Below are 26,916 nucleotides of genomic sequence, written 5' to 3'. Positions count from 1 at the left end.
AGGGCTTCCCTCCAGCCTGGGCGCCGGGCTGGAAGCCGCGTCCCTAAAGGGGTTTGGCGCCCCCTACGCCGATGGTAATATGGCTTCCGTAATGGGTATCCCTACCCGTAACCCTCTACGGAAGCCGGCGACAGAAACGATGAGCCTGAAAACCAAAATGGCCCTGGCCATCACGGCACTGGTGGTGCTCCTGGTGGCGCTGGGCAGTGCGGTGCAATTGCATTTGGCCCAGGCCCAGTTGAAGCAGACCGTCGCCGACCAGCAGTTTTCCCTGGTGTCCCGGGTGGCCGAGGAAATCGACCAGCGCATCCAGCTCAACCAGGCCTCCCTGGCCCGCACCGCCGCCGCCATCACCCCGGCCATGCTGGGTCAGCCGGAAAAGCTGCAGGCCTTCCTCAACGACAAGTATTCCCTGCTGCTGCTCTTCGACGACCTCATCGTGGTCGGCCGGGACGGCCGCGTCATCGCCGATTCTCCGGTCATGCCCGAGCGCCGGGGCACCGACGTCTCCGCCTTTCCCCACGTCAGGGAGGCCCTGGAGGAGGGGCGGGCGGTGGTTTCCCGCCCCTTCTTGGGCCGCGTCACCCGCCTGCCCACCCTGGCCATGACGGCGCCGGTGCTGGACGGGGAAGGGCGGGTCATCGCCTCCCTCTCCGGCACCCTGCAGATTCTCAAGCCCCAGTTCCTCGGCGGCCTGGCCGGGCGCAAGGTGGGACGCAGCGGCCACTTCGTCCTGGTCACCCGGGACCGCACCACCCTGGTCAGCCGCTTCCCCGAGCGGGTGCTGCAGCCCAACGCGGCGCCGGGGCAGAACCCGGTTTTCGACCGGGCCATCGCCGGTTTCGAGGGCAGCGACGAGGGCGCCACCAGCTACGGCCAGCGGGTGCTGATGAGCTTCAAGTCCGTGCCGTCCACGGACTGGGTGCTGGGCGCCCTGCTGCCGGTGGAGGAGGCCTACGCCCCCATCGAGACGGGCCGCTGGGGCACGGTCTATTACCTGCTGCTGACGGCCCTGGCGGTGGCGGTCCTGGCCTGGCTGGCCATGCGCCGGGTGCTGGCGCCCCTTTCCCGCCTGCGCCAGCACGTGGTGGAGGTGCGCCAGGACCATGCGCGCAAGCTGGCCGACCCGGTCCTGGGCCAGGACGAAATCGGCGGCCTGGCGCGGGAGTTCTACCTGCTGCTGGACGAACTGGGCCAGGCCCGGGACGACCTGGGCAGCCGCATCGCCGAGATGGAATCCATCTTCGACGCCAGCCCGGTGGTCATCGGGGTGGTGCGGGACCGCTGCCTGATCCAGGCCAACCGGGCTTTCGAGCGGCTTTTCGGCGTCTCCCTGGAGACGGCCCTGGGACAGACCGTGGTGGGCTACTACCCGACGCCGGAGGAATTTGCCGAATTCGGCCAGCAGCTCTATCCGGCCGTGGCCGACGGCCGCGTCGCCCACTTCCTGCGCCGCTTCCGGCGGGCCGATGGCACTCTCTTCTGGGCCAACTTCTACGCCCGCCAGATCGACGCCCTGCAGCCCCAGCGGGGCATCATCATCGTCATCGAGGATGTGGACCAGGCCCGGCACCAGGAAGAGGTGCTGCGGGAAAGCGAAGAGCGCTACCGCCAGATGTTCGAGAACAACACCTCGATCAAATTGCTGATCGATGCCGGCGACGGCGCCATCGTCGATGCCAACCCGGCGGCGGCCGACTTCTACGGCTATCCCCTGGACACCCTGCGCCGCATGAACATCGCCCAGCTCAACCAGCTCTCGGTGGAGGAGGTGCGGGCGGAAATGGCCCTGGCGGACCAGCAGCAGCGCCGCTATTTCAACTTCCGCCATCGCCTGGCCAGCGGCGAGGTGCGGGAGGTGGAGGTGCACAGCGGCCCGGTGCTGCTGCGGGGCCGCCGCCTGCTCTATTCCATCATCCACGACATCACCGCCCGCCGCCGGGCCGAGGAGCAGCTGCGCCTCTCCGCCAAGGTCTTCGAGGGGGCCAGCGAGGGCATTGTCATCTGTGACCGCAACAACCGCATCATGTCGGTGAACCGGGCCTTCGTCGAAATCACCGGCTACGCCGAGGCCGAGGTCCAGGGGCGGGACCCGCGGGTGCTCAATTCGGGCCGCCACGACGCCGCCTTCTTCGCCAACCTGTGGCACCACCTGAAGACGGCGGGCACCTGGCAGGGCGAGATCTGGAACCGGCGCAAGGGCGGCGAGGTGTATCCGGAGTGGCTTTCCATCACCACCGTGCGCGACGAGGCGGGGGAGGTGAGCAACTACGTGGCCGTGTTCGCCGATGTTTCGGAACGCAAGCGCAACGAGGAACACATCCGCTTCCTCGCCGAGCACGACTACCTCACCGGCCTGCCCAACCGCTCCCTGCTGCACGACCGCCTGCAGCAGGCCATTGCCCTGGCCGAGCGCAACAGTGAGTCCCTGGCCCTGATGTTCATCGACCTGGACCGCTTCAAGAACATCAACGATTCCCTCGGCCACCAGGTCGGCGACCAGCTGCTGCAGGAGGTGGGGCGGCGCATCCAGGCCTGCGTGCGCAGCGCCGATACGGTCAGCCGGCCCGGCGGCGACGAGTTCATCATCCTCCTGCCGTCCATCGAGACGCCCCAGGATGCGGCCCGGGTGGCGGAAAAGCTGCTGGAGTCCCTCAACCGCCCCTACCAGCTGGGCGGGCACGAACTGGTGATCACCGCCAGCATCGGCATCGCCGTCTTCCCCGAGGACGGCCGGGATTTCCAGACCCTGGTGAAGAATGCCGATGCCGCCATGTACTACAGCAAGGAGGCGGGCCGGGACAGCTTCCACTTCTTCACCCCGGACATGAATGCCCGGGTCTTCGAGCGCCTGTCCCTGGAGAACAGCCTGCGCCGCGCCCTGGAGCGGCAGGAGTTTCTGCTCTACTACCAGCCCCAGGTGGACATGCCGAGCGGCCGGGTGATCGGCTTCGAGGCCCTGATCCGCTGGCAGCATCCCCAGATGGGCCTGGTTTCCCCGGCCCGCTTCATTCCCGTGGCCGAGGATTCGGGCCTCATCGTGCCCATCGGCGAATGGGTGCTGGGGGAGGCCTGCCGGCAGAACCGGGCCTGGCAGGAGCAGGGCATGCCGGCGGTGCCGGTGGCGGTGAACATTTCCGCCCTGCAGTTCCGCCAGCCCCAGTTCGAGGCCTCGGTGGAGCGGGCCCTGGCGGAAAGCGGCCTGGAGCCGGCCTGGCTGGAGCTGGAGCTGACGGAGAGCATGATGCTGCACCAGGGCCAGGGCGCCACGGACCTGCTGGACCGGCTCAAGGCCCGGGGGGTGCGCCTCTCCATCGACGATTTCGGTACCGGCTATTCCTCCCTGGCCTATCTGAAGCGCCTGCCCCTGGACAAGCTGAAGATCGACCAGGCTTTCGTGCGGGATATCGCCAGCGACGCCGGGGGGGCGGCGATCACGGCCACCATCATCCAGATGGCCCACAATCTGGGGCTGTCGGTGATCGCCGAAGGGGTGGAGACGGAAGCCCAACTGGAGTTCCTGCAGGCCCACGACTGCGCTTCGGCCCAGGGCTTCTACTTTGCCCGGCCCATGCCGGCGGCGGACATCCGGGCCTTCTGGGACGGCCGGCGCTAGCCGGTCCTACATCAGTTTTTCGGGCTGGACCGTGAGATCCAGGGCGTCGGCACTGACCACCCGGTTGCGGCCCTGGCGTTTGGCCTGGTAGAGGGCGATGTCCGCGCCGCGCAGCAGGTCCTGGGCCCGGTCGTTGCGCTGGGGCGTATGGGTGGCGACGCCGACGCTGATACTGAGATGGCTGGCCGCGTGGGAGTTGGCGTGGGGAATGCCCAGCCGGCTGATTTCCTGCTGCAGGCTGCTGGCCAGCTTGCAGGCGGCGCCGTGGCTGGCGCCCGGCAGCACCACCGCAAACTCCTCGCCGCCGTAGCGGGCGACGAAGTCACCGCCCCGCTGCAGGCAGCGGCGCAGGGTGTTGGCGACCACGGTGAGGCAGGTGTCGCCGGCCTGGTGGCCGTAGCAGTCGTTGTATTCCTTGAAGTAATCGATATCCAGCATGAGCACCGAAATGTCGCTGCCGTGGCGCTGGGCCCGCTGGAATTCCTCCTGGAAGCGGGCATCGAAACTGCGCCGGTTGGCAACGCCGGTGAGACCGTCGATGTTGGAGAGGGCCTGCAGCTGCTGGGCCTGTTCCCGCAACTGCTGTTCCCGCCGTACCGCCGCGGTGACGTCCTGGATCTGGATCAGGCAGTGGATATGGCCGGATTCCCGGGCCAGGGGGGCGATGGTGATGGCCTGCTCGATGGGGTGGGCGTCGTTGTGCAGATGATCCTGCAGGGGAAAGGGCCGCCGGTTCAGGGTCTGGGACAGGATGGCCGGCAACTGCTGCTGCAGGGCGGTCTGCACGGCGTGGGCGAGGCGGCTGTTGGCCAGGTGGGGAAACACCTCTTCCAGGCGGCGCCCCTGGATTTCCTGGGCGCTGACGCCGGAGCGCTCCGCCAGCCAGCGGTTCCACAATTGCACCTTGCCCTCGGCGTCGATCAGGATCAGGCCTTCATTGACCGTGTGGGCCAGCTCCAGCAGGAGCGGTGCCGCCAGATGCGGATGTCCCATCAGCGTCCCCCCATGGCCTGGGCGATGTAGCTGTCCACCTCGGCCACCAGGTTGGCGATGGAATCGACGCTGAGGAGGAAGGCCACATAACCCTGGATCTCGTGCTGTTCCAGGGTCAGGTCGATGTGCAGCAGGAGCACCGCTTCGTCGTTGCCCTGGATCTGGCCGCCCAGCACCTCGTCCGGGCTGCCCAGGTGATAGGTGGGCAGGGTGCTGTTGAGGGGGCGGCGGAAGAGGTTGGCCAGGGTGCCGACGCAGGCGTTGAGCAGGATGTTGCCGATCTCGCTCATGGCCTCCTGTTCCAGCTCGGTCAGCTCCTTCAGGGAGAGGCTGTCGCCCACCATGCGGCGGACGATTTCCAGGCCCTTTTCCTCGGGGAAGATGAGGAAGCCCTGGGCGTCGAAGGCGCCGGAGAATCGCTGGGCCACGGCGCAGATCTTGTCGCTGTGGCGGAAGCTGAACTGCTGCATGGCCTCGTGCCGCGGGATCAGCTGCAGGGTCAGCACCGACAGCTTGACCTCCTCATTGACCATGCTGGCCAGGCTGGCTGCGGCCTGGCCGACGCCGATGTTGAAGGCTTCCACCAGGGCGTCGCGCTGCAGCTCGTTCAGTTCCATGTCTCGGGTTTCGCTAGGGCAGGGAAGGAACCATTATAAATGGTCAGCCGCGGCCAGCCGCGACAATGGCTTCCGGGATGCGGTTGAGGGGCAGCACGGTGCGCGCCGCCCCCAGCTTGATGGCTTCCTTGGGCATGCCGAAGACGACGCAGGTGGATTCGTCTTCCGCCACCGTGTCGGCCCCCGCATCCACCATTTCCTTGAGACCCCGGGCGCCGTCGTCGCCCATGCCGGTCATGATGATGCCCAGGGCGTTGCGCCCGGCGAACTTGGCGCAGGAGCGGAACAGCACGTCCACCGAGGGGCGGTGGCGGTTCACCAGGGGGCCGTCCACCACTTCCACGGTGTACTGGGCGCCGCTGCGGGTCAGCATCATGTGCTTGCCGCCGGGGGCGATGAGGGCCCGGCCCGGGATCACCCGGTCGCCGTGCTTGGCTTCCCGCACCTCGATCTGGCACAGGCCGTTGAGGCGTTCGGCGAACATGGCTGTGAATTTCTCCGGCATGTGCTGGACGATGACGATGCCCGGGCAGACGGCCGGCAGCTTGGTCAGTACGGCTTCCAGGGCCTGGGTGCCGCCGGTGGAAGTGCCGATGGCGATGATCTTGTCGGTGGTCTTGACCATGGAGGCTCCGCTGCCCAGGCCGCCGGCGGAGATGACCGCGTCGGCGGACAGCTTGGGGGCGATGTTGAGGCCCTTGGCCACATTGGCGATGCGCTCGGCGTGGGAGGAGGTGCCGCTGGCCGTGGAGGTGATGATCTTGCGCACATTGGCGCGGGAGGCGGCCTTGACGGCGCCGAGCAGGTCGGACGATGCGTCTTCGAGGAACTGCTTGAGGCCCATCTTGGGCTTGGTGATGATGCCCACCGCCCCCGCCGCCAGGGCGTTCATGGAGGCTTCGGCCCCCTTCTCCGCCAGGGAGGAGCAGATCACCACCGGCGTCGGCCGCTCGGCCATGATCTTCTTGAGGAAGGTGAGGCCGTCCATGCGCGGCATCTCGATGTCCAGGACGATCACGTCCGGCCATTCCCGCTTCATGTGCTCCATGGCGAAGAGGGGGTCGGAGGCGGCACCCAGCACCTTGATGCTCGGGTCGGTTTCCAGCGTTTGCTTGACGACCTGCCGCACCACGGCGGAATCGTCCACGATCATGACTTTGATGAGGCTCATAGGCTTCCCTAGTTCTTATTGGTCCCGGCTTCGCGAAATACCAGCCAGGCGTCTCCACTCCAGATGTCGAAGACCAGCTTGCGATGGCCGGCGCCTCCGAGGTGTTCGGCAACGACGGCGATTTTTCGTTCCGCCAGAAGCCGGTGCGCAACCTCTATATTACGCTGACCTATTTGTATGCCGGCATGGTTTTCCCGGCCGGGGAACATATTGCCTCCCCCGAATATCTTGGCCCGGTAGTCCTGGGGGCGGGTGCCGGCCCGGCCGATGGCCCGGTCGAACAGGCCCATGGCCTCCGTGGCGTAGCGGCCGTCCAGCTCCTGGCCGGCCGCGGGCTGGCCCCGTTCCGGCAGGATGAAGTGGCACATGCCGCCGAGCTTCCTTTCCGGATGCCACAGGGCAATGGAAACGCAGGAGCCGAGCAGGGTCCGGATGCGGGTGTGGCCGCCGGCGAAGTGGAAATCCCCCGGATTGAGGAACACCTCCTGGACGGAGTCGGCAGGCATCAGTGTTTTTCGTAGATGGTGGGCCGCAGACACTTCAGCCGGTCGGTGATGCCGTTGAGGCTTTCCGAGTGACCGACGATGAAGGTGCCGCCCGGCTTGAGGCGGGTGATGAGGTTCTCCACCACCTTGCGCTTGGTTTCCATGTCGAAATAGATCATGACGTTACGCAGGAAAATAACGTCGAAGGGCCCCAGGTCCGGCGCCGGCTTGGTCAGGTTGACCTGGAGGAAGCGCACCCGCTCCCGCAGCTCCTTGGCCACCAGCAGGGTTCCCTCCTGGGAGCGGACGCCCTTCAGGCAGTATTTCTTCAGGTACTGGGGCGGGATGCCCTCGGTCCGTTCCAGAGGGTAATGGCCGGCCTGGGCCTTGGCCAGGACCACGGTGGAGATGTCCGAGCCGACCACCTGCCAGGGCCGGTTGCCCAGGTGCTCGGCCAGGACCATGGCCAGGGTGTAGGGCTCTTCACCGCTGGAGCAGGCAGCGCTCCAGATGTTGAAGGGCACGCCGGGCTTGGCCTTGTGCGGCAGGATTTCCTGGGCCAGGTAGTCGAAGTGCTTGGGTTCGCGGAAGAAGTAGGTCTCGTTGGTGGTCAGCAGGTCCACCATGGTCTGCAACTCCCGGCTTTCCTGGGGCGAAGTGACCAGCTGGTAATACTGGGCAAAGGTGCTGAGGCCGTAATGCTTGAGCCGGCGGGAAAGGCGCCCCACCAGGAGCACCTTTTTCGCGTCGGAAAGCTGAATGCCGGCGATCTGGTAGATCAGGTCCCGGAAGCGGCCGAACTCCTGATCGGAGATGCCCGAAGGGCCGTCCATCAGGCTGCGCTGGGTTCGGCTGCGGGAGTGCTGCCGCCCAGGTCCGCCAGGAAGGTCATTTCCTCCAGGGAGAGGACCCGGTCCACATTGAGGATGATGACGAACTTGCCGGCCACCTTGCCCATGCCGAGGATGAAGTCGGCCCGGATCTTGGCGCCGAAGGCTGGCGGCGGTTCGATATCGGTGGCCGGGATTTCCAGCACCTCGTTCACGCAGTCCACCACCACGCCGATGTCCTGGCGGGTTTCGCTGCCTTCGGACATCTGCACCATCTCCACGATGACGATGCAGGTGCGGCGGCCGATGGCCGCCGGGGTGCCGCCGAAGCGGGCCACCAGGTCGATCACCGGCACCACGGCGCCGCGCAGGTTGATCACCCCGCGGATGAAGCCCGGCATCATGGGAATCTCGGTGAGGCTGCCGTACTCGATGATTTCCTTGATGTTGAGGATGCCCAGGGCGAAGATTTCCCCGCCCAGGGTGAAGGTCAGGTACTGGCGGGACTCATCGCCGGTCTTGGCCGGAGTCGATCCGGCCTGGGGAACGAGGTTGCCCATGGCTATGCCTCCTCAGAAGCGCTCGAAATCGTGTTCGTCAGGGGCGGCCGTGGCCACGGGGCGGACCGGCTGGCTCTTCACCGCGCTGCGGGCGGTCTGGGCCGGACGGGCGCTGTAGGCCACCGCGGTGCGGCCTTCCTCGACCCGGAAGAACTGCATCAGGCCCTGCAGCTGTTCGGCCTGGCCGCCCATTTCCTCGGCGGTCGCCGCCAGCTCTTCGGAGGCGGAGGCGTTCTGCTGGGTGGCCTGGTTCAGCTGGTTCATGGCCTGGTTGATCTGGGCGATGCCGCCGGACTGTTCGGCGGAGGCGGAGGCGATTTCCTGCACCAGGTCGGAGGTCTTGCGGATGGTGGGCACCATGTTGTCCAGCAGGCCGCCGGCCTTTTCCGCCAGCTTGACGGAGGAGTCGGCCAGTTCGCCGATCTCCTGGGCCGCCACCTGGGAGCGTTCGGCCAGCTTGCGCACTTCCGCGGCCACCACGGCGAAGCCCTTGCCGTGCTCGCCGGCCCGGGCGGCCTCGATGGCGGCGTTGAGGGCCAGCAGGTTGGTCTGGTAGGCGATGTCGTCGATGATGCCGATCTTGCCGGCGATCTGCTTCATGGCCACCACCGTGTCCTTCACCGCCGTGCCGCCTTCGTTGGCTTCATTGGCGGCCTTGGCGGCCATGTTGTCGGTGACCTTGGCGTTCTCGGTGTTCTGGTTGATGGAGGCGGTGGATTCTTCCAGGGTGGAGGTGATTTCTTCCACGGAAGCGGCCTGCTCGCTGGAGGACTGGGAGAGGGACTGGGCCGTGGCGGACACCTGCTCGGAAGCGGAGGAGAGGTTGTCGGCAGCGCCCCGCACTTCGCCGATGATCTGGGCCAGCTTGGCCACCATGGCCTGCATGGCGGCGAGCAGCTGGCCGGTTTCATCCTTGCTGGAGGCGTCGATGCGCACGGTCAGGTCGCCTTCGGAGAGCTTGTTGGCGACGCCCACGGCCTGGTTTAGCGGGGTGGTGATGCTGCGGGTGATGAAGACGCCGAGGACGATGGCCAGCAGGCCGGCAATGATGCCCACGGTGATGATCTGGTTGCGAGTGGCCACCACCAGTTCGTCGGCGGACTTGCCGGTAGCCTCCATGGACTTAGTTTCCAGCTCGATTAGCTTTTCCAGGGTCTTGATGTAGTCGTTGAAGGACTTGCGCATGTCGCCCAGCAGGAGGGCGGTGCCTTCTTCCCGGGCGCCGTCATTGGCCAGCTTGATGACCTTGACCAGGTGGTCCCGGTAGGGGCCGCGGGCGGCGTTGATTTCTGCCAGGACGGCCTTTTCCTCGTCATTCATGGGCATCTTGGAGATGGCGTCGAGCTCTTCGCTCATGCGCTTGCTCATGTCGGGCAGGCGGTCGGCCTCGCGCTTGATGTCATCGGCCTTGGTCAGCAACAGCATGTTGCGCACCACGCGGGCGTTGGCATTGAGGATGTCGATGATCACGTTGGCCTTGACCACCTTGGGGAAGCGGTCCTTGACGATGACGTTGAGCTCGTCGTTGATGGCGTTGGCCTTGGTGACGGAGAGCACGGCCACCCCGGTGAGGAGCAGGACGAGGATGGCAAAGGCAATACCGAGACGGGTGCCGATACGCAAGTTGGCGATCATCTGATTCTCCTGAAATTATTAAACTTGGCTGATGCGGGGTGTATTGACGGACGACGGGGCGGCCAGGCTGCGCTCTTCCCTGCCGATGGCGATCTGGGCCAGGGCCTGGACGTCCAGGATCAGGGCCACGTCGCCGCTGCCCAGGATGGTGGAGCCGCCGATGCCGCGCAGGTGGCGGAACAGTTGGCCGAGTGGCTTGATGACGGTCTGGAATTCGCCCAGCAGGGTATCGACCACGATCCCCGCCTTCTGGCCGGCTGCCTTGACCACCACCACGTTCTCGCGCTTGGGCGGCTCGCCGGGAATTTCGAAGAGATCCCGCAGGCGGATGAAGGGCAGCACCTCGCCCCGCAGGTTGAGATAGTTGCGCTCGCCGCTGCTGGTGGCGTGGGCCTGGAGTTCCAGGCATTCCACCACCATGTCCAGGGGGATGACGTAGGAGGCCCGGTCGGCCCCCACCAGGAAGCCGTCGATGATGGCCAGGGTCAGGGGCAGGCGGATGGAGAAGCGGGTGCCATGGCCTTCCTCGGAATGCACCTCGACCCGGCCCCGCAGGCCCTGGATGTTGCGCTTGACCACGTCCATGCCGACGCCGCGGCCGGAGAGGTTGGAGACCTTGTCCACCGTGGAGAAGCCGGGTTCGAAAATGAGGTTGGCGATTTCCTGGTCGGAAAGATGGACGCCGGCCTGGACCAGGCCCTTTTCCACGGCCTTCTTGAGAATCTTGTCCCGGTTGAGGCCGCCGCCGTCGTCGGCCACGTCGATGACGATGCTGCCGGAGTCGTGGTAGGCGTTGAGGGAGAGCCGGCCCCGGGGCGACTTGCCCTTGGCCTGGCGTACCTCGGCGGACTCGATGCCGTGGTCCATGGCGTTGCGCACCAGGTGCATCAGGGGGTCGCCGATTTTCTCGACCACCGACTTGTCCAGTTCGGTCTCGCCGCCGGCAATGGTCAGCTCGATGTCCTTGCCCAGTTCCTTGGAAACGTCCCGCACCACCCGCTGGAAGCGGTTGAAGGTTTCGCCGATCTGCACCATGCGCAGCTGCAGGGCGGAATCGCGAATCTGTTCCACCAGCCGGTTGAGCAGGGAGGTGGCTTCGTTGAGGTCGGACAGGCCGGCGCGGCTGGCCAGCAGGTTGGTGCTGGCCCCTGCAATCACCAGTTCGCCCACCAGGTCGATGAGGCGGTCCAGCTTGTCGGCCTGGATGCGGATCAGGCGCGCTTCGGCGGCCTTCTTCTCCGATACCTGTTTCTGCTTGATGACGGCGGCTTCCACCAGCTCGGGCTGCACCACCTTCTGTTCGATGAGGATTTCACCCAGGGGCGGGGGCGGCGAGGCCTCCTCGCCGCCTTCCTCCGGCGGCACCGCATGCTGCTGCTTGAGGCCGTCGTCCAACTCGGCCTGGGTCAGGGCGCCGATCTTCACCAGGATCTCGCCCAGGCGCATGGTGTTTTCCGGCAGGGCCTGCAGCAGGGCGATGTAGTCCGCCAGCTTGCTGTTGGGCGGCAGGATGTGCAGGGTGCATTCGTCGCGCACGAAGTCGAAGACGGCCTCGATGGCGGCCTTGTCGGCGTCGCTCTTGAACTTGATCTCGAAGCCCAGGTAGCAGGCTTCCGGGTCCATCTCCTCGGCGCTGGGCATGGCATCGGGAATGGTCTCGATGTGCACGATCTGGCCCAGGGTGGAGAGGTAGCGCAGGAAGGAAATGGGGTCCATGCCGTTGCGCAGGACGCCGGCGCCGAAGCGCAGGGAGATGTGCCAGAAATCCGTTTCCACCAGGCCGCCGCCGGAAGCCTGGACGTCGTCCACCTTCTCCACCGGGGGGCGGTTGGGCTGCACGCTGGCCGCCGGGGCCTCTTCCTTGGCGTCGAGCCAGTCGCGCTGCAGGCGGGAGAGCAGGGAGTCGCCCTCGGCCCGCAGGTCCTCGTCGGGTTCGGCGGCGCCGGCCTCCAGCACGGAGAGCAGGTTGCCGATGTGGTCGCAGCAGCCCAGGAGCACGGCCACCAGGTCGCTGCTGACCTTGATATCGCCGTTGCGCAGCTTGTCCAGGGCGTTTTCCGCCACGTGGGTGAACGCGACGATGAAGTTGCACTCGATGACGCCGGCGCCGCCCTTGATGGTGTGGGCCGGGCGGAACACGGCGTTGATCAGGTCGCTGTCTTCCGGATTGGCCTCCAGCTGCAGCAGGGCCTCCTCCATGGCGGCCAGCTGTTCCCGGCTCTCGGTGACGAATACGGTGGTCAGTTCGTCCATGATTCCTCCTCAGCCCTGTTCCCGGGCCGGGATGACCAGGGGGTCGCCGAAGAAGGCGGCCATGTTGAAGAAGTCCAGCAATTCCCGCACGGCGGGGCTGTGGGCGACGATGCGGGCGGTCTTGTTCTGCAGCGCGGCTTCCCGCTTGGTCAGCAGGAGCAGCTGGAAGCCTGCGGTATCGACCTCGCCGACGTGGGACAGGTCGATTTCCAGGTCGCGGCACTGGCCCAGGGCTTCCATGAAGGCGGCCTTCTGGGTCAGGGCGTTGTAGATGGTCAGGTCATCCAGGATGGTGACGCGATGGGTGCCGGTGCTCACGAGTCCCCCTTAGAAGAGCTCCACCTGGGGCAGGTCCGGCTCGCCGCCGGGGGCGGACTGGTGCAGGGCCTGCTTGTGGGTGGTGCGTTGCTGTTTCATCACATAGCGGCTGTACAGCTGGTCCAGGTGCTCGGACAAAGGCTGGTACTGGAAATTGGGGTTTTCTGCCTGGCGCAGGCGTTCGGACAGGGTGGCGGCGTGCTGCTGCAGTCGGGACAGGGCTTCGATGGTGGTTTCGATCTGCTGCCGGGTGACGTCCTGGAACTGCACGCTGGCCACCGCATCCATGAACATGGCCGCCAGTTCCTGGCTGCTGCTCTGGACGGTGGCGATCACCGTGCTCTGGTGCTGCATGACCTGCTCGTAGCTATGGCCCAGGGTGGTGAGCTGGGTGGCGAACTGCTGCAGGGCGGCCCGCTCCCGGTCCAGGTTGGAGTGGGAGAGCTTGTCCTGGAATTGCTGTTCGATGGTGCTGGCGACGCCGACGATGCCCTGGTTGATCTGGGTCACCGCCGCCTCGGTTTCGCTGGAGAGCTTGCGCACCTCGTCGGCCACCACGGCAAAGCCGCGGCCCGCCTCTCCGGCCCGGGCCGCCTCGATGGCGGCGTTGAGGGCCAGCAGGTTGGTCTGGCTGGCGATGCCCTTGATCAGCTTGGTCAGGGATTCCAGGGAGCGGGCCTCGGCCACCACCTGGGCCACCCGTTCCTGGTCGGCCTGGGCTTCCTGGATGCGGTTTTCGATGTAGAGGCCCATCTCGACGATGAGCTTCTGGTTGTCGGCGATGCGGCTTTCCGACTCGTTGACCATCTGGCTCGACTCGGTGGAACTGGTGCTGACGAACTCGTTGAGGTGGGTCACCACCCCGTCCACCGCCTGCAGTCGCTCCGTGATCTGGTAGGCCGCCTCTTCGGTGGCCTGGATGACGCTGTGCAGCTGGCCCTGCAGCACCTCGTTGAAGGCCGGCACGGCCGCCAGTTCTTCCGCCACCTCTTCGGCCACGGCCTGGTAGTTGGTGTTGGTGCTGGCGAAGACCTCCTGGTTGCGCGCCAGGCCGAACATCATGTCCCGGTAGAAGGCGATGGAAACCAGGCGTTGGGCCAGGTAGGCGACGACGACGATGATCACCGTGCCGATGGCGTCGCCCAGGGGCTGGGCAACGTCGAAGGAGTTCAGGAAGTCGCTATGGAACCAGTCGTGCAGGAAGTAGACCATGAGGCCTGCTCCGATGGCGACGATGGCGAATACCAGGGAGGCCCGCCGTAGCAACAGTCCGAAGTCCATGGGCTTAGCGCAGTACCAGTTTGATGGTGTTGAGGAGCTGGTCGGCGGTGGCCGGCTTGACGATCCAGCCGGAGGCCCCTGCCGCCTTGGCTTCAGCCCGCTTTTCCTGCTGCGACTCGGTGGTCAGGAACAGGATGGGCATGAACTTGTAATTGGGCAGCTTGCGCACTTCGCGGATGAACTGGATGCCGTTCATGCCGGGCATGTTGAGGTCGGTGATGAGCAGGTCCACCTTCACCCCGGCCTGGAACTTCTTCATTCCCTCTTCCGCATTTCCAGCCTTTTCAACAGCATAGCCTGCCTTGGCGAGGATGTTGGAGATGGATAGCAGAATGGTTGCCGAATCGTCGACAAGGAAAATGGTTTTCATGGAGCAGCTTCCCTCAAGGCGTTTTTAGCTTCGAATAATGGGGGATAGGGGCGGCAGCGGTCAATTATTTCTGATTTATATCAGAGACAAGGCCCATCTGCCGCCCAGGGCTTGCGGATGCGCCCTGGCGGGCGATCCGGGGGGCGCCGGGCGGGGCTCAGCGGGGGCGTTTGTCGATGACCCGCTTGGCCTTGCCGACGGAACGTTCGATGCCGCCGACCTCGACGATGCGCACCTGGGTGGAAATGCCGATGTAGGACTTGATGTGGTGCTGCAGCTCGTGGGCCACGTATTCCTTCTCGGCGGCGGTGGCGATGCCGAACTCCGGCTTCATTTCCACGTTCACGGTGATGCTGTCCAGATGGCCGTCCCGCGCCACTTCCAGCAGGTAATGGCCGGACAGCTTGGCCTGTTTGAGGATCAATTCCTCGATCTGGCTGGGGAACACATTAACGCCACGAATAATCAGCATGTCATCGGAGCGGCCGGTGATCTTGCCGATGCGGCGGAAACTGCGGGAGGTGGGCGTCAGCAGGCGGGTCAGGTCCCGGGTGCGGTAGCGCACCACCGGCAGGGCCTCCTTGGAGAGGGAGGTGAATACCAGCTCGCCCTGGCTGCCCTCGGGCAGGACTTCGCCGGTGTTGGGGTCGATGATTTCCGGGTAGAAGTGGTCTTCCCAGATCACCGGGCCGTCCTTGGACTCGATGCACTCGTTGGCGACGCCGGGGCCCATGACTTCGGAAAGACCGTAGATGTCCACCGCGTCGATACCCAGCAGGTTCTCGATTTCCTGGCGCATGCCGTCGGTCCACGGCTCGGCGCCGTGGATGCCGATGCGCAGGGAGGTGCCCCGGGGATCCATGCCCTGGCGCTTGAACTCGTCGGCGATGTTGAGCATGTAGGAGGGCGTGCACATGATGATGCGCGGCGCGAAGTCGGCGATCAGCTGCACCTGCTTTTCCGTCTGCCCGCCGGACATGGGGATGACCGTGCAGCCCAGGGCCTCGGCCCCGTAGTGGGCGCCCAGGCCGCCGGTGAACAGGCCGTAGCCGTAGGCGACGTGGATGATGTCGCCGCGGCGGCCGCCGGCGGCGTAGATGGAGCGGGCCATGAGGTGGGCCCAGGTGTCGATGTCCTTCTGGGTGTAGCCGACCACGGTGGGCTTGCCGGTGGTGCCGCTGGAGGCGTGCACCCGCACCACCTCTTCCCGGGGCGTGGCGAACATCTTGAAGGGGTAGTTGTCCCGCAGGTCCTGCTTGGTGGTGAAGGGGAACTTGCGCAGGTCGTCCAGGCTGTGGAAGTCGTCCGGATGCACGCCCTGGGCGTCGAACTTGGCCCGGTAGTGGGGCACGTTGTCGTAGGCGTGCTTCAGGGTCCAGCGCAGACGTTCCACCTGCAGTGCGGTGATTTCGTCGCGGCTGGCATTTTCGATGGCGTCGAGGCCGATCTTTGCTGCCGTCATTTTTATATAGTCCTTGTCATGGCCCCCTCCTCCCTAACGGCTGGGGCAAGTCACGCATTTTCCGGGATTTTTCCCCCCCGCTCAATGCATTTGCCACGAAGGAGGCGGGGCGCCCCGTCGGCGGCCTGCCTTCCCTTATATACTGCGGGCGCCATGACCGCTTCCGTTCCTGCTTCCACCGCTCCCCGCCTGGGGGAGGAAATCCGCCACATTGCCCGGCACGCCTGGCCGATCCTGGTGGCCCAGCTGGCCTCCATGGGCCTGATGCTGATCGACACGGCCCTGCTCGGCCACTATGGCGCCGCCGACCTGGCGGCGGTGGCCATCGGCGGCGGCATCTACATTGCCGTCATCATGGCCTGCGCCGGCGTGCTGCAGGCGGTGGCGCCGGTGGTGGCCCACCTGCACGGCGCCGGGCGCTACGGGGAAATCGCCGCCGCCCTGCAGCAGGCCTTCTGGGTGGCCCTGGTGCTGGCCGTGCCGGCCTGCCTGCTGATGCGCTTCCCCGACCCGCTGCTGGCCATGGCCACCATGGAGCCGGCGGTGGAAGCCAAGACCCGGGCCTACCTCAACCTGCTGGCCTGGGGCCTGCCCCTGGTGCTGCTGTACCGCACCCTGTTCGCCTTCGCCAATGCCCTCGGCCATTCCCGGCCCTTCATGCTGATCAGCCTGGCGACCACCGCCCTGCACCTGCCCCTCTCCTGGTGCCTGATCCAGGGGCGCTGGGGCGGCCCGCCCCTGGGGGTGGAGGGCACCGGCTGGTCCACCCTGATCATCGTCGGGGTCGGTTTTCTCTGCGGTTTCGCTTACCTGTGGCGCTCGGCCGCCCTGGCGCCCCTGGCCCTGCTGGGGCGCTGGCACCGGCCCCAGTGGGCGCGCTTGCGGGAGCTGCTGCGCCTGGGGCTGCCCATGGGCTTTTCCAACCTGGTGGAAATCAGCGCCTTCACCCTGATCGCCCTCTTCATCGCCCGGGAAGGGGCGACCGTGGTGGCGGGCCACCGCATCGTCGCCAACCTGGCGGCTCTGCTCTACATGCTGCCCCTGGCGGTGGCCATCGCCACCCTGGCCCGGGTCGGGCGGGCGGCTGGGGCCCGGGATCAGGCCGGCATGGAGCAGGCGGTCGGTGCCGGCATGGTCCTGGCCACCGGCTTGTCGCTGCTGTTCGGGGGCTTGCTGTGGTGGGGCGCCGGGCCCCTGGTGGGGGCCGCCACGGGGGATGGCCGGGTGGCCGCGGTGGCTGTCGGCCTGGTGGGTTATCTGGCGGCCTACCAGCTGTTCGACGCGATCCAGACGGTGGCGGGCTTTTCCCTGCGGGGCTGCAAGATCACCTTCCTGCCCATGCTGATCCATACCCTCTGCTTCTGGGGCGTCGGCCTGGGGGGCGGCTGGTGGCTGGCCTACGGCAGCCCGGCCATGGGCGTGGCCGGCTACTGGGCCGCATCCACCGCCAGCCTGGTGCTGGCGGCGCTGCTGCTGGGCGGCCTGCTGTGGCGGGTGCTGGCGGCAACCCGGGAATAGGGCGCTTCGCCGGTCCTGCCTGAAAAGGCGCGTCCCGTCTCGTTGTCAGGCAAGGCGCGGCTGGCAGCGGCGCCCTGCCTGCCTTCCAGGCGATGCCGCTATTGCGGCCGCTTGTCCACCACCCGCCGGGCCTTGCCGCCGACGGCCCGTTCGATGCTGCCCACCGCCTCCACCCGCACCCGGGTGGAAATGCCGATATAGGACTTGATGTGATGCTGCAGCTCCCGCGCCGCCTGCTCGGAGACGTGGGTGCCCGCATTGGCGAACTCGGGTTTCAGTTCCACCCGGATGTCCAGCTTGTCCAGGTGGCCCTCACGCCACACCTCCAGCTGGTAGTGGGGCGACAGCTCGGCCTGCTTGAGCACGAATTCCTCGATCTGGCTGGGGAAGACGTTGACGCCGCGGATGATCAGCATGTCGTCGGAACGGCCGGTGATCTTGCCGATGCGGCGGAAGCTGCGGGCCGTGGGCGGCAGCAGGGTGGTCAGGTCCCGGGTGCGGTAGCGCACCACCGGCATACCCTCCTTGGTCAGGGAGGTGAACACCAGTTCGCCGTGGGCGCCGTCGGGCAGGACTTCGCCGGTATTGGGGTCGATGATCTCCGGGTAGAAGTGGTCTTCCCAGATGGTGGGGCCGTCCCGGGATTCGATGCATTCGCTGGCGACGCCGGGGCCCATCACTTCCGACAGGCCGTAGAGGTCCATGGCGGCGATGCCGAAGCGGCGCTCGATCTCCGCCCGCATGCTTTCGCCCCAGGGCTCGGCGCCGAAGAGGCCGATGCGCAGGCTGGAGCCGGCCAGGTCGAAGCCCTGGTGCTCGCATTCGTCAGCCAGGTTGAGGGCGTAGGAGGGCGTCACCACCAGCACCGTGGGCTTGAAGTCGGCGATGAGCTGCACCTGGCGCTCGGTCTGGCCGCCGGAAACGGGCACCGCCGTGGCGCCCAGGCGCTCGACGCCGTAATGGACGCCGAGGCCGCCGGTGAACAGGCCGTAGCCGTGGGCCACATGGACGATGTCCTCCGGTCCGGCGCCGGCGGCGCGCAGGGCCCGGGCCATGATGTCGGCCCAACGGTCGATGTCGCCGGCGGTGTAGCCGACCACGGTGGGCTTGCCGGTGGTGCCGCTGGAGGCGTGCACCCGCACGATGTCGCGCATGGGCACGGCGAAGAGGCCGTAGGGATAGTTGTCCCGCAGGTCCTGTTTGCCAGTGAAGGGGAACCTGGCCAGGTCCGCCAGGGTCTTCAGGTCGTCCGGATGGACGCCGTGGGCGTCGAACTTGGCCCGGGTATGGGGCACCTTCTCGTAGGCGTGGCGCAGGGTCTGTTGCAGGCGCTTGAGCTGCAGGGCGGCGATTTCGTCCCGGCTGGCGCGGGCGATGCGTTCCCCTTCCAGGGCGGCGGCGGACTCCCGGTGCATGGTTTTCTCCCCGACTTTTTGTCGTTGTAATAATGCTGTCCGGGATTCTGGGGGCGGCGGGGCGGGGGGCGCTTAATCTGGATCAAATGGAGGCGCTGCGGGCCCGGGATTTGTATCCATAATTATGAATGCAAAACAGCGGGGCGCCTTTTTTCTTGTGTTAATATTGGCGGACTAACAATAAGATAGCGCTCCGCTGCTGTAATCCGTTGCATAAAGAATCCGGCCTCCCCATGCCACTTTCCCCTGCCCCTGTTGCCCGCCAGCGCCTGCACGTCCGCAGCATCCAGTTGTATGGCTTCAAGCGCGAGGATGGTCTGTGGGACGTGGAGGCGCGTCTGACCGACGTCAAGGATCATGATTACCCCCTTTCCTCCGGGCTGCGGCCAGCAGGAGAACCGGTACACGATATGTGGGTACGGGTCACCATCGATCGGGAATTCAACATTCTCGCGGCGGAGACCCGGACGGACGGCATGCCCTATGTGGGACAATGCGACCGTATCAACGCGGATTACAACAGGCTGGTAGGCTTGAATCTGTTTCACGGCTTCCGCAGGGCGGTCAAGGAGCGTTTTGGCGATGTCAAAGGCTGCTCCCATCTGACCGAGCTGGTCATGGTGCTGCCGACGGCGGCGATCCAGACCTTTGCCAGTGAAATGAAAGACAACGAGGACCATGGTCACAAGCCTTATCAGCTTGACCGCTGCCATGCCCTCGAATCCACTTCGGAAGCGGTCCAGCGCTATTACCCGCGCTGGTACCGTGACCAGAAAATGGGGTAGGGGAGACACTCCTGCCTTTTGCTCGCAACTTCAACCAAGCAAGGAAAGCGCATGAAAATTCATGAATATCAGGGTAAGGAGATCCTGAGAAAGTTCGGCGTGACGACGCCGCGCGGCAAGCCTGCCTTCTCCGTCGACGAAGCTGTCAAGGTCGCCGAGGAACTGGGCGGCAAGGTGTGGGTCGTGAAGGCCCAGATTCACGCTGGTGGCCGCGGCAAGGGCGGTGGCGTGAAGGTTGCCAAGTCCCTGGATGAAGTGCGCCAATACGCCACCCAGATTCTGGGCATGCAACTGGTGACCCACCAGACCGGCCCGGAAGGCCAGAAGGTCCGCCGCCTGCTGATTGAAGAAGGCGCCGACATCAAGAAGGAATACTACCTGGCTGTCCTGACCGACCGCGCTACCCAGAAGGTCGCCGTCATGGCCTCCTCCGAAGGCGGCATGGACATCGAGGAAGTGGCCCACGCCACCCCCGAGAAGATCCTCAAGGAATTCGTTGATCCCCTGGTCGGCATCACCGACCAGCAGACCCTGAACCTGGCCCAGGGCATCGGCGTTCCCGCCGACTCCGTGGCCAAGGCCCAGGCCGAGATCAAGAAGCTGTACCAGTGCTACATGGAAACCGATGCTTCCCTGGCGGAAATCAACCCGCTGATCCTGGAAGGCAACGGCAACATCAAGGCTCTGGACGCCAAGTTCAATTTCGACTCCAACGCCCTCTTCCGTCATCCCGAAATCGTTGAATACCGCGATCTGGATGAAGAAGACGCCGACGAAATCGAAGCCTCCAAGTTCGACCTGGCCTACATCTCCCTGGACGGCAACATCGGCTGTCTGGTGAACGGTGCCGGTCTGGCCATGGCCACCATGGACACCATCAAGCTGTTCGGCGCCGAGCCGGCCAACTTCCTGGACGTGGGCGGCGGTGCCACCACCGAGAAGGTCACCGAAGCCTTCAAGATCATGCTCAAGAACCCCAAGGTCAAGGGCATCCTGGTCAACATCTTCGGCGGCATCATGAAGTGCGACACCATCGCCACCGGCGTGGTGACCGCGGCCAAGGAAGTGAACCTGTCCGTGCCGCTGGTGGTCCGCATGAAGGGCACCAACGAGGACCTGGGCAAGCAGATCCTGAAGGATTCCGGTCTGCCGATCATTTCCGCCGATACCATGGCCGAAGCGGCCCAGAAGATCGTCGACGCGGTCAAGTAAGGAGTTATTGAATGTCCATCCTGATCAACAAAGACACCAAGGTCATCACCCAGGGCATCACCGGCAAGACCGGCCAGTTCCATACGGAAAAGTGCCAGGAATACGCCAACGGCAAGAACTGCTTCGTTGCCGGCGTGAACCCCAAGAAGGCTGGCGAGAAGATCTTCGACATCCCCATCTACGCCACCGTCAAGGAAGCTGCCAAGGACACCGGCGCCACCGTTTCCGTCATCTACGTGCCGCCCGCCGGCGCTGCTGCCGCCATCTGGGAAGCCGTTGAAGCCGACCTGGACCTGGCCATCTGCATCACCGAAGGCATCCCCGTGCGGGACATGCTGGAAGTGCGCAACAAGATGAAGGAAAAGGAAGCCAAGGGCGGCAAGAAGACCCTGCTGCTGGGTCCCAACTGCCCCGGCCTGATCACCCCCGATGAAATCAAGATCGGCATCATGCCCGGTCACATCCACAAGAAGGGTCGCATCGGCGTGGTTTCCCGCTCCGGCACCCTGACCTACGAAGCCGTTGCCCAGCTGACCGAAATCGGTCTGGGCCAGTCTTCCGCCGTGGGTATCGGTGGCGACCCCATCAACGGTCTGAAGCACATCGACGTCATGAAGATGTTCAATGACGATCCGGATACCGACGCCGTCATCATGATCGGCGAAATCGGCGGTCCCGATGAAGCCGAAGCCGCCATGTGGTGCAAGGCCAACATGAAGAAGCCCATCGTCGGCTTCATCGCCGGTGTGACTGCCCCTGCGGGCAAGCGCATGGGCCATGCTGGCGCCCTGATTTCCGGTGGTGCCGACACCGCTGACGCCAAGCTCGCCATCATGGAAGAGTGCGGCTTCACCGTGACCCGCAACCCCTCCGAAATGGGCCGTCTGCTCAAGGGCCTGCTGAAGTAAGCAGCGTCCCCGGCGCAATGCCAAGGCGGGCCTTCTGGCCCGCCTTTTTCTTTTGGGGCATGCCCTGGGAGGCAGGCGGGGCGCCGCTGCTGGCGATGCCATGCCGGAAATGCCCGTCTTTCCTGCCTGAGCGGCGCCATGCTCTGTCATCGCAGACCCCGCCTGTCCGGGAAATGCCGGGCCAGGGCCCGGCCACGGTACAATCCGGCCCCATGGAACTCGACCTCACTTCTCCCGTTTTCTGGCTGGCGGTGGCCCAGATCATCGCCATCGACGTGGTGCTCTCCGGCGACAACGCCGTGGTCATCGCCCTGGCCTGTCGCAACCTTTCCCCCGAGCAGCGCAAGAAAGGCATCTTCTGGGGCGTCGCCGGCGCCGTCAGCCTGCGCGTGGTGCTGACCACCTTCGCCGCCCTGGTGATGAACCTGCCCTGGCTCAAGCTGGTGGGCGGCCTGCTGCTGCTGTGGATCGGCATCAAGCTGCTGCTGCCGGAGGACGACGACGGCCACGACATCGATGCCGCCGACCACCTGTGGGGCGCGGTGAAGACCATCATCGTCGCCGACTTCGTCATGAGCCTGGACAACGTCATCGGCGTTGCCGGCGCCTCCCATGGCAGCCTGTTCCTGCTGCTCTTCGGCCTGGCCGTGAGCATTCCCCTGATCGTCTGGTCCAGCCAGCTGATCCTCAAGCTGATGGAGCGCTGGCCGGTGGTGGTGACCCTGGGCGCCGCCCTGCTGGGCTTCGTCGCCGGCGAAATGATCGCCGCCGATCCCGGCCTGGCCCCCTGGCTGACCGGCACGCCGGCCTGGCTGCCCAAGGCCGTCGGCCTCCTCGCCGCCGTGCTGGTGGTGCTGGCCGGCAAGGTGCTGCAGGCCCGGCGCCCGGCCCCCGTCGATATTACCGTGGAGTAAGAATGGCCCTGTATCTGAGCGAAGCCGACGTCCAGTCGGTGCTGACCATGCCCATGGCCCTGGAGGCCGTGGAAACCGCCCACCGCGAACTGTCCCGGGAGGGCGCCCTGGCCGCCCAGGACACGCCCCGGGCCCGCACCCGCCTGCCCCAGACGGCCCTGCACCTGCTGCACGGCGGCCTGCCCGGGCTGGGCATCCTGGGCTACAAGGCCTATACCAGCAACCGCAGCGGCAACCGCTTCAACGTCTTTCTCTTCGACGCCGCCAGCGGCGTGCTGCAGGCCGTGGTGGCCGCCGATTACCTGGGCATGATGCGCACCGGCGCCGCCTCGGGCATCGCCGCCAAATGGCTGGCGCGGCCCGATTCCGAAGTGGCCGGCGTCTTCGGCAGCGGCTGGCAGGCCCGGGGCCATGTTGAAGCCGTCTGCACCGCCCTGCCGCTGCGCCGGGTCAAGGTTTATGGCCGCAAGCGGGACAAGCTGGAAGCCTTCTGCGCCGAGATGGGCCAGCGCCTGCCCGGGGTCGAGATCGTCCCCGCCGCCGATGCGGAAGCGACGGTGCGCGGCGCCGATGTGATCGGCACCATCACCACGGCCGCCGCCCCCCTGTTCGACGCCGACTGGCTGGTGCCGGGTGTGCACATCAATGCCGCCGGTTCCAATGCCCTGATCCGCCAGGAACTGTCCGAAGCCGCCGTGCGCCGTTGCGACCTGGTGGCGGTGGATACGGTGGATACGGCCCTGAAGGAGGCCGGGGATCTGGTGCCCCTGCTGGAGAAGGGCCGCCTTTCCGCACGCCAGCTGGTGGAGCTGGGTGATGTCATCGTCGGCCGCCGTGCCGGGCGCAGTTCGCCCGAGCAGATCACCCTGTTCGAATCCCAGGGATTGGCGGTCCAGGATCTGGTGCTGGCCTCCCTGGTGCTGGCCCAGGCCCGGGCCCGGGGGCTGGGCCAGGAACTGCCGTTCGGCGGCTGAAAACGCCCGTTTGTTTCTCGCCCGCCGGGGAGCGTGAATTATGGCGCGCCCGGCGCCGGCTTTCTCGGCGAGAATCCCATTTGACTGAGTTAAGGCGGCACTGTAAGAATGCAGAATACGCCGCTGAATAATAGGGTTGCGGCACGAGGGAGTCGGAGGGAGCCAGCATTGGGCCGTTCCGGCAGGCCATAGAAGAAGACAACTAATCAATTTGGCATTGGAGGCCCTGCGCCATGCGCAAAGCCGGATTCTGGAAGACCGACTGGTTCCTCGGCCTGGCCCTGTCCCTGGCCATGCTGGCCGCCGCCAATGGGGAGTTGATCCAGAGCCTGGAGCGCAAGGCCTACGACATGGGCGTGGCCGCCTCCAGCCGGACCCCGTCCGAGCGGGTGGCGGTGATCGCCATCGACGACCAGAGCATCGCCAACATCGGCCGCTGGCCCTGGTCCCGGGACGTCCATGCCCGCCTCACCGACCTCCTGGTGGGGGCCAAGGCCAAGGTCATCGGCAACACGGTGCTGTTCTCCGAGCCCCAGATCGATCCGGGCTACGCCTACATCACCCGGCTGCTGGAACTCTCCCGCCAGGGCGCCATGCCGGCGGAGGCCGCCGGCATCCTGCAGGAAGCCGAGGCCGCCCTCAACACGGACCGCCGCCTGGCCCAGAGCTACGGCGCCACCGACACGGTGCTGCTGCCCATGCTGTTCCAGCTGGGCGATCCCCTGGGGCGGCCGGACCAGCCCCTGCCGGAGTTCGTCAGCCGCAACCAGCTGACCCGGGTCAATGCCGGCAGCGGCTTTGCCCTGCCCACCAACGCGGTGCAGCTGCCGGTGCCGGGCATCGGCGAGAAGGCCGCCGCCATCGGCCATCTCAACGCCTCCGTGGACGTGGACGGCGGCATCCGCAGCGAACCCCTGGTGCTCAGCTACTACGACCAGTTCTATCCCTCCCTGTCCCTGCTGATCGCCGCCCGCAGCCTCAATCTCGGGCCCGCCGACATCCAGGCGACCCTGGGGGAGTCGGTGCGCCTGGGCAAGCTGCGCATCCCGACAGACCCGGCCAGCCGCATGCTGACCTTCTTCTACAAGGACCGGGAGGGCAAGCCCGCCTTTGCGGTGGATTCCTTCTACGACGTGCTGTCCGGCAAGATTCCCGCCGCCAAATACCAGGACAAGATCGTCCTCATCGGCGCCACCGCCGCCGGGGTCGGCGCCAGCCAGGTGACGCCCGTATCCCCGGCCATGGCACCGGTGCTGACCCTGGCCCACTCCGTCTCCAGCATCCTGCAGGAACACTTCTTCGTCATCCCGGCCTGGGGCCTGGGGGCCGAGCTGGCCGCCTACCTGCTGGTGGCCCTGTACCTGATCCTGTTGCTGCCCCGGCTTTCCGCCGGCGTCGGCGCCGGCCTCACCGCCCTGCTGCTGGCGGCCCTGCTCGGCCTGCATTTCGGCCTGATGCTGGGGGCCGGCCTGTGGCTGCAGCTGATGGGCGCCGCCACCCTGCTGCTGCTGGGTCATCTCCTGCTCACCACCAAGCGCTTCCTGGTGACGGAGCGGGGCAAGGAGAAATCCGACCAGGAATCGGCCGAGTCCAACCGCATGCTGGGCCTGGCCTTCCAGGGCCAGGGCCAGCTCGACATGGCCTTCGACAAGCTGCGCAAGTGCCCCCTGGACGACCAGTTGATGGAGAACCTCTACAACCTGGCCCTGGACTTCGAACGCAAGCGCCAGTTCAACAAGGCCGAGGCCGTGTTCCGCTACATGTCCGGCTACAACCCCAAGTTCCGGGACCTGGAAATGCGCCTGTCCCGGGCCAAGGCCATGTCGGAAACCATCATGCTCGGCGGCGCCGGCGCCCGCAGCAGCGGGGGCACCCAGATACTCACCGGCGGCGAGGTGGAAAAGCCCATGCTGGGCCGCTACCAGGTGGAAAAGGAGCTGGGCAAGGGCGCCATGGGCGTGGTCTACCAGGGGCGCGACCCCAAGATCAACCGGGTGGTGGCCATCAAGACCATGGCCCTGGCCCAGGAGTTCGAGGAAGACGAGCTGGCCGACGTCAAGGAGCGCTTCTTCCGCGAGGCGGAAACCGCCGGCCGCCTCAACCATCCCAATATCGTCACCATTTTCGATGCCGGCGAAGAGCACGACCTGGCCTATATCGCCATGGAGTTCCTCAAGGGCAAGGACCTGGTGCCCTTCACCAAGGCCGACCACCTGCTGCCGCCCGAGCGGGTGGCCGACATCGTCGCCCGGGTGGCCGAGGCCCTGGACTACGCCCACCGCAACAACGTGGTGCACCGGGACATCAAGCCGGCCAACATCATGTACGAGCCCGAGTCGGATCAGGTCAAGGTGACCGACTTCGGCATTGCCCGCATCACCGATTCGTCCCGCACCCGTACCGGCATGGTTCTCGGCACCCCGTCCTACATGTCGCCGGAGCAGCTGGCGGGGAAGAAGATCGACGGCCGCTCCGACCTGTTTTCCCTGGGCGTGACCCTGTACCAGTTGTGCTGCGGCCAGCTGCCGTTCCATGGCGAATCCATGGCCCAGCTGATGTTCAAGATCGCCAACGAGGCCAGCCCCGACGTGCGCCTGGCCAATCCGGCCGTGCCCGCGGCCCTGGCGGAAATCATCAACAAGGCCCTGGTCAAGGACGCGGAGCAGCGTTACCAGACCGGGGCGGAAATGGCGCGCGACCTGCGTGCGGCCTGCGCCCCCGGCGCCGGCGGCGTGGACGTGACGCTCTGAGGGGGAGGAAAACTGCGTGCATAAGAGTCTGAGCGAGGCCCTGGAAATCGCCGTCAAGACCGATCCGGGCATGGTTCGGGGCCACAACGAGGATGCGGTCTTCGCCAATCCCCATCTGGGCCTGGCCATCCTGGCCGACGGCATGGGCGGCTACAACGCCGGCGAGGTGGCCAGCGGCATGGCCACCACCCTGCTCTCGGGCGAGATCGAGGAAGGCCTGATCCTGAAAGGCGCCTGGGAGGTGGAGCCCGACGGCGAGCCCTACGCCAACGCCCTGCTGCGGGAGCGTATCGCCACCGCCAATTCGGCCATCTACCACGCCGCCCAGAGCCAGCCCCAGTACGCGGGCATGGGCACGACCCTGGTGCTGGCCCTGTTCGCCGACAACGTGGTGACCGTCGCCCACATCGGCGACTCCCGCCTCTACCGCCTGCGCGGCGAGGAATTCGTGCGGGTCACCCGGGACCATTCCCTGCTGCAGGAGCAGCTCGACAGCGGCATGCTGACGCCGGAACAGGCCCGGCTGTCCATGAACAAGAACCTGGTGACCCGGGCCCTCGGCGTGGACCCGGAGGTGGAGCCGGAGATCCGCTCCTACCCGGTGCTGCCGGGCGACATCTTCCTGCTCTGTTCCGACGGTCTCAACGACATGGTGGAGGACGAGGAAATCGGCCTCACCCTGCAGACCCTTTCCGCCAACCTGGAGCTGGCCGCCACCCAGCTGATCCAGATGGCCAACGACAACGGCGGCCGCGACAACGTGTCCGTGATCCTGGTCAAGGTCCTGCGCGACTTCGCCGCCCCCCGCGGCTGGTGGTCCCGTTTCCTGGCCTGGTTGAAATGATTTTT

General features: G+C 66.1%; 22 protein-coding genes. 9 read left to right on the top strand and 13 right to left on the bottom strand.

Features of this window, described 5'->3' with window-relative positions:
* Positions 1-139: 139 nt before the first annotated feature.
* Positions 140-3,616 (top strand): bifunctional diguanylate cyclase/phosphodiesterase, encoded by a 3,477-nt coding sequence (locus tag EV678_RS15365; RefSeq protein ID WP_165397542.1) that lies wholly within the window; start codon positions 140-142, stop codon positions 3,614-3,616.
* Positions 3,617-3,622: 6 nt separating this feature from the next.
* Here the strand turns inward: EV678_RS15365 and EV678_RS15360 are convergent, their stop codons facing one another.
* The 12 genes from EV678_RS15360 to paaK (EV678_RS15305) form a co-directional block, all read right to left on the bottom strand.
* Positions 3,623-4,609, bottom strand: coding sequence for a GGDEF domain-containing protein (locus EV678_RS15360; protein WP_130460132.1), 987 nt, complete (start codon positions 4,607-4,609; stop codon positions 3,623-3,625).
* Entirely contained in the window at positions 4,609-5,226 is a 618-nt protein-coding gene (locus EV678_RS15355; protein WP_014236527.1) for a chemotaxis protein CheC, read from the bottom strand. The genes EV678_RS15360 and EV678_RS15355 overlap by 1 nt, the downstream gene beginning before the upstream one ends.
* 43 nt (positions 5,227-5,269) lie before the next feature.
* Complete coding sequence (locus EV678_RS15350; RefSeq protein WP_014236528.1) at positions 5,270-6,397, bottom strand: protein-glutamate methylesterase/protein-glutamine glutaminase; 1,128 nt, start codon at positions 6,395-6,397, stop codon at positions 5,270-5,272.
* 8 nt (positions 6,398-6,405) lie between these two features.
* Entirely contained in the window at positions 6,406-6,903 is a 498-nt protein-coding gene (locus tag EV678_RS15345) for a chemotaxis protein CheD (RefSeq protein WP_014236529.1), read from the bottom strand.
* Complete coding sequence (locus tag EV678_RS15340) at positions 6,903-7,715, bottom strand: CheR family methyltransferase (RefSeq protein ID WP_130460131.1); 813 nt, start codon at positions 7,713-7,715, stop codon at positions 6,903-6,905. The genes EV678_RS15345 and EV678_RS15340 overlap by 1 nt, the downstream gene beginning before the upstream one ends.
* Positions 7,715-8,272: a chemotaxis protein CheW gene (locus EV678_RS15335; protein WP_014236531.1), complete on the bottom strand. Its 558-nt coding sequence runs from the start codon at positions 8,270-8,272 to the stop codon at positions 7,715-7,717. Before EV678_RS15335 ends, EV678_RS15340 begins: the two co-directional genes overlap by 1 nt.
* A gap of 12 nt (positions 8,273-8,284) precedes the next feature.
* Positions 8,285-9,907: a methyl-accepting chemotaxis protein gene (locus tag EV678_RS15330; RefSeq protein ID WP_130460130.1), complete on the bottom strand. Its 1,623-nt coding sequence runs from the start codon at positions 9,905-9,907 to the stop codon at positions 8,285-8,287.
* Between the two features lie 18 nt (positions 9,908-9,925).
* Positions 9,926-12,160, bottom strand: coding sequence for a chemotaxis protein CheA (locus tag EV678_RS15325; RefSeq protein ID WP_130460129.1), 2,235 nt, complete (start codon positions 12,158-12,160; stop codon positions 9,926-9,928).
* Positions 12,161-12,169: 9 nt separating this feature from the next.
* Entirely contained in the window at positions 12,170-12,478 is a 309-nt protein-coding gene (locus tag EV678_RS15320) for an STAS domain-containing protein (RefSeq protein WP_014236534.1), read from the bottom strand.
* Positions 12,479-12,487: 9 nt separating this feature from the next.
* A complete protein-coding gene (locus EV678_RS15315) occupies positions 12,488-13,759 on the bottom strand; it encodes a methyl-accepting chemotaxis protein (protein ID WP_130460128.1) in 1,272 nt (423 codons plus the stop codon).
* Between the two features lie 4 nt (positions 13,760-13,763).
* Positions 13,764-14,129, bottom strand: a complete 366-nt coding sequence (locus EV678_RS15310; protein ID WP_014236536.1) for a response regulator — start codon at positions 14,127-14,129, stop codon at positions 13,764-13,766.
* A 157-nt stretch (positions 14,130-14,286) separates the two neighbouring features.
* Positions 14,287-15,591 (bottom strand): phenylacetate--CoA ligase PaaK, encoded by a 1,305-nt coding sequence (gene paaK, locus EV678_RS15305; protein WP_014236537.1) that lies wholly within the window; start codon positions 15,589-15,591, stop codon positions 14,287-14,289.
* A gap of 153 nt (positions 15,592-15,744) precedes the next feature.
* On the opposite strand from paaK (EV678_RS15305), the gene EV678_RS15300 reads away from it, so the two are divergent.
* Positions 15,745-17,109 (top strand): MATE family efflux transporter, encoded by a 1,365-nt coding sequence (locus tag EV678_RS15300; RefSeq protein ID WP_130460127.1) that lies wholly within the window; start codon positions 15,745-15,747, stop codon positions 17,107-17,109.
* Positions 17,110-17,207: 98 nt separating this feature from the next.
* On the opposite strand, the gene paaK (EV678_RS15295) is transcribed toward EV678_RS15300, so the two are convergent.
* A complete protein-coding gene (gene paaK, locus EV678_RS15295) occupies positions 17,208-18,524 on the bottom strand; it encodes a phenylacetate--CoA ligase PaaK (RefSeq protein ID WP_130460126.1) in 1,317 nt (438 codons plus the stop codon).
* A 233-nt stretch (positions 18,525-18,757) separates the two neighbouring features.
* Here paaK (EV678_RS15295) and EV678_RS15290 point away from each other — a divergent pair, with 233 nt between their 5' ends.
* The 7 genes from EV678_RS15290 (at position 18,758) to EV678_RS15260 (ending at position 26,911) form a co-directional block, all read left to right on the top strand.
* Complete coding sequence (locus EV678_RS15290) at positions 18,758-19,309, top strand: DUF2889 domain-containing protein (RefSeq protein ID WP_014236540.1); 552 nt, start codon at positions 18,758-18,760, stop codon at positions 19,307-19,309.
* A 51-nt stretch (positions 19,310-19,360) separates the two neighbouring features.
* Positions 19,361-20,521 carry an ADP-forming succinate--CoA ligase subunit beta gene (gene sucC / locus EV678_RS15285; RefSeq protein WP_014236541.1) on the top strand — a complete coding sequence of 387 codons (1,161 nt, stop codon included), beginning with the start codon at positions 19,361-19,363 and terminating at the stop codon, positions 20,519-20,521.
* A gap of 11 nt (positions 20,522-20,532) precedes the next feature.
* Positions 20,533-21,429, top strand: coding sequence for a succinate--CoA ligase subunit alpha (gene sucD / locus EV678_RS15280; protein WP_014236542.1), 897 nt, complete (start codon positions 20,533-20,535; stop codon positions 21,427-21,429).
* A 212-nt stretch (positions 21,430-21,641) separates the two neighbouring features.
* A complete protein-coding gene (locus EV678_RS15275) occupies positions 21,642-22,343 on the top strand; it encodes a TerC family protein (protein ID WP_130460125.1) in 702 nt (233 codons plus the stop codon).
* A gap of 2 nt (positions 22,344-22,345) precedes the next feature.
* Complete coding sequence (locus tag EV678_RS15270) at positions 22,346-23,317, top strand: ornithine cyclodeaminase family protein (protein ID WP_130460124.1); 972 nt, start codon at positions 22,346-22,348, stop codon at positions 23,315-23,317.
* A gap of 233 nt (positions 23,318-23,550) precedes the next feature.
* A complete protein-coding gene (locus EV678_RS15265; protein ID WP_130460123.1) occupies positions 23,551-26,067 on the top strand; it encodes a CHASE2 domain-containing serine/threonine-protein kinase in 2,517 nt (838 codons plus the stop codon).
* Positions 26,068-26,083: 16 nt separating this feature from the next.
* Complete coding sequence (locus EV678_RS15260; protein ID WP_014236546.1) at positions 26,084-26,911, top strand: Stp1/IreP family PP2C-type Ser/Thr phosphatase; 828 nt, start codon at positions 26,084-26,086, stop codon at positions 26,909-26,911.
* Positions 26,912-26,916: the final 5 nt, after the last annotated feature.

This window comes from Azospira oryzae, assembly GCF_004217225.1.
In the GTDB taxonomy this organism is placed as follows: domain Bacteria; phylum Pseudomonadota; class Gammaproteobacteria; order Burkholderiales; family Rhodocyclaceae; genus Azospira; species Azospira oryzae.
This window is presented reverse-complemented; position numbering and strand designations above follow the sequence as displayed.

Excerpts from the sequence above, each read along its gene's own strand:
- EV678_RS15365 (WP_165397542.1), top strand. The coding sequence starts at position 140 with ATGAGCCTGAAAACCAAAATGGCCCTGGCCATCACGGCACTGGTGGTG.
- EV678_RS15360 (WP_130460132.1), bottom strand. The coding sequence starts at position 4,609 with ATGGGACATCCGCATCTGGCGGCACCGCTCCTGCTGGAGCTGGCCCAC.
- EV678_RS15355 (WP_014236527.1), bottom strand. The coding sequence starts at position 5,226 with ATGGAACTGAACGAGCTGCAGCGCGACGCCCTGGTGGAAGCCTTCAAC.
- EV678_RS15350 (WP_014236528.1), bottom strand. The coding sequence starts at position 6,397 with ATGAGCCTCATCAAAGTCATGATCGTGGACGATTCCGCCGTGGTGCGG.
- EV678_RS15345 (WP_014236529.1), bottom strand. The coding sequence starts at position 6,903 with ATGCCTGCCGACTCCGTCCAGGAGGTGTTCCTCAATCCGGGGGATTTC.
- EV678_RS15340 (WP_130460131.1), bottom strand. The coding sequence starts at position 7,715 with ATGGACGGCCCTTCGGGCATCTCCGATCAGGAGTTCGGCCGCTTCCGG.
- EV678_RS15335 (WP_014236531.1), bottom strand. The coding sequence starts at position 8,272 with ATGGGCAACCTCGTTCCCCAGGCCGGATCGACTCCGGCCAAGACCGGC.
- EV678_RS15330 (WP_130460130.1), bottom strand. The coding sequence starts at position 9,907 with ATGATCGCCAACTTGCGTATCGGCACCCGTCTCGGTATTGCCTTTGCC.
- EV678_RS15325 (WP_130460129.1), bottom strand. The coding sequence starts at position 12,160 with ATGGACGAACTGACCACCGTATTCGTCACCGAGAGCCGGGAACAGCTG.
- EV678_RS15315 (WP_130460128.1), bottom strand. The coding sequence starts at position 13,759 with ATGGACTTCGGACTGTTGCTACGGCGGGCCTCCCTGGTATTCGCCATC.
- EV678_RS15310 (WP_014236536.1), bottom strand. The coding sequence starts at position 14,129 with ATGAAAACCATTTTCCTTGTCGACGATTCGGCAACCATTCTGCTATCC.
- paaK (WP_014236537.1), bottom strand. The coding sequence starts at position 15,591 with ATGACGGCAGCAAAGATCGGCCTCGACGCCATCGAAAATGCCAGCCGC.
- EV678_RS15300 (WP_130460127.1), top strand. The coding sequence starts at position 15,745 with ATGACCGCTTCCGTTCCTGCTTCCACCGCTCCCCGCCTGGGGGAGGAA.
- paaK (WP_130460126.1), bottom strand. The coding sequence starts at position 18,524 with ATGCACCGGGAGTCCGCCGCCGCCCTGGAAGGGGAACGCATCGCCCGC.
- EV678_RS15290 (WP_014236540.1), top strand. The coding sequence starts at position 18,758 with ATGCCACTTTCCCCTGCCCCTGTTGCCCGCCAGCGCCTGCACGTCCGC.
- sucC (WP_014236541.1), top strand. The coding sequence starts at position 19,361 with ATGAAAATTCATGAATATCAGGGTAAGGAGATCCTGAGAAAGTTCGGC.
- sucD (WP_014236542.1), top strand. The coding sequence starts at position 20,533 with ATGTCCATCCTGATCAACAAAGACACCAAGGTCATCACCCAGGGCATC.
- EV678_RS15275 (WP_130460125.1), top strand. The coding sequence starts at position 21,642 with ATGGAACTCGACCTCACTTCTCCCGTTTTCTGGCTGGCGGTGGCCCAG.
- EV678_RS15270 (WP_130460124.1), top strand. The coding sequence starts at position 22,346 with ATGGCCCTGTATCTGAGCGAAGCCGACGTCCAGTCGGTGCTGACCATG.
- EV678_RS15265 (WP_130460123.1), top strand. The coding sequence starts at position 23,551 with ATGCGCAAAGCCGGATTCTGGAAGACCGACTGGTTCCTCGGCCTGGCC.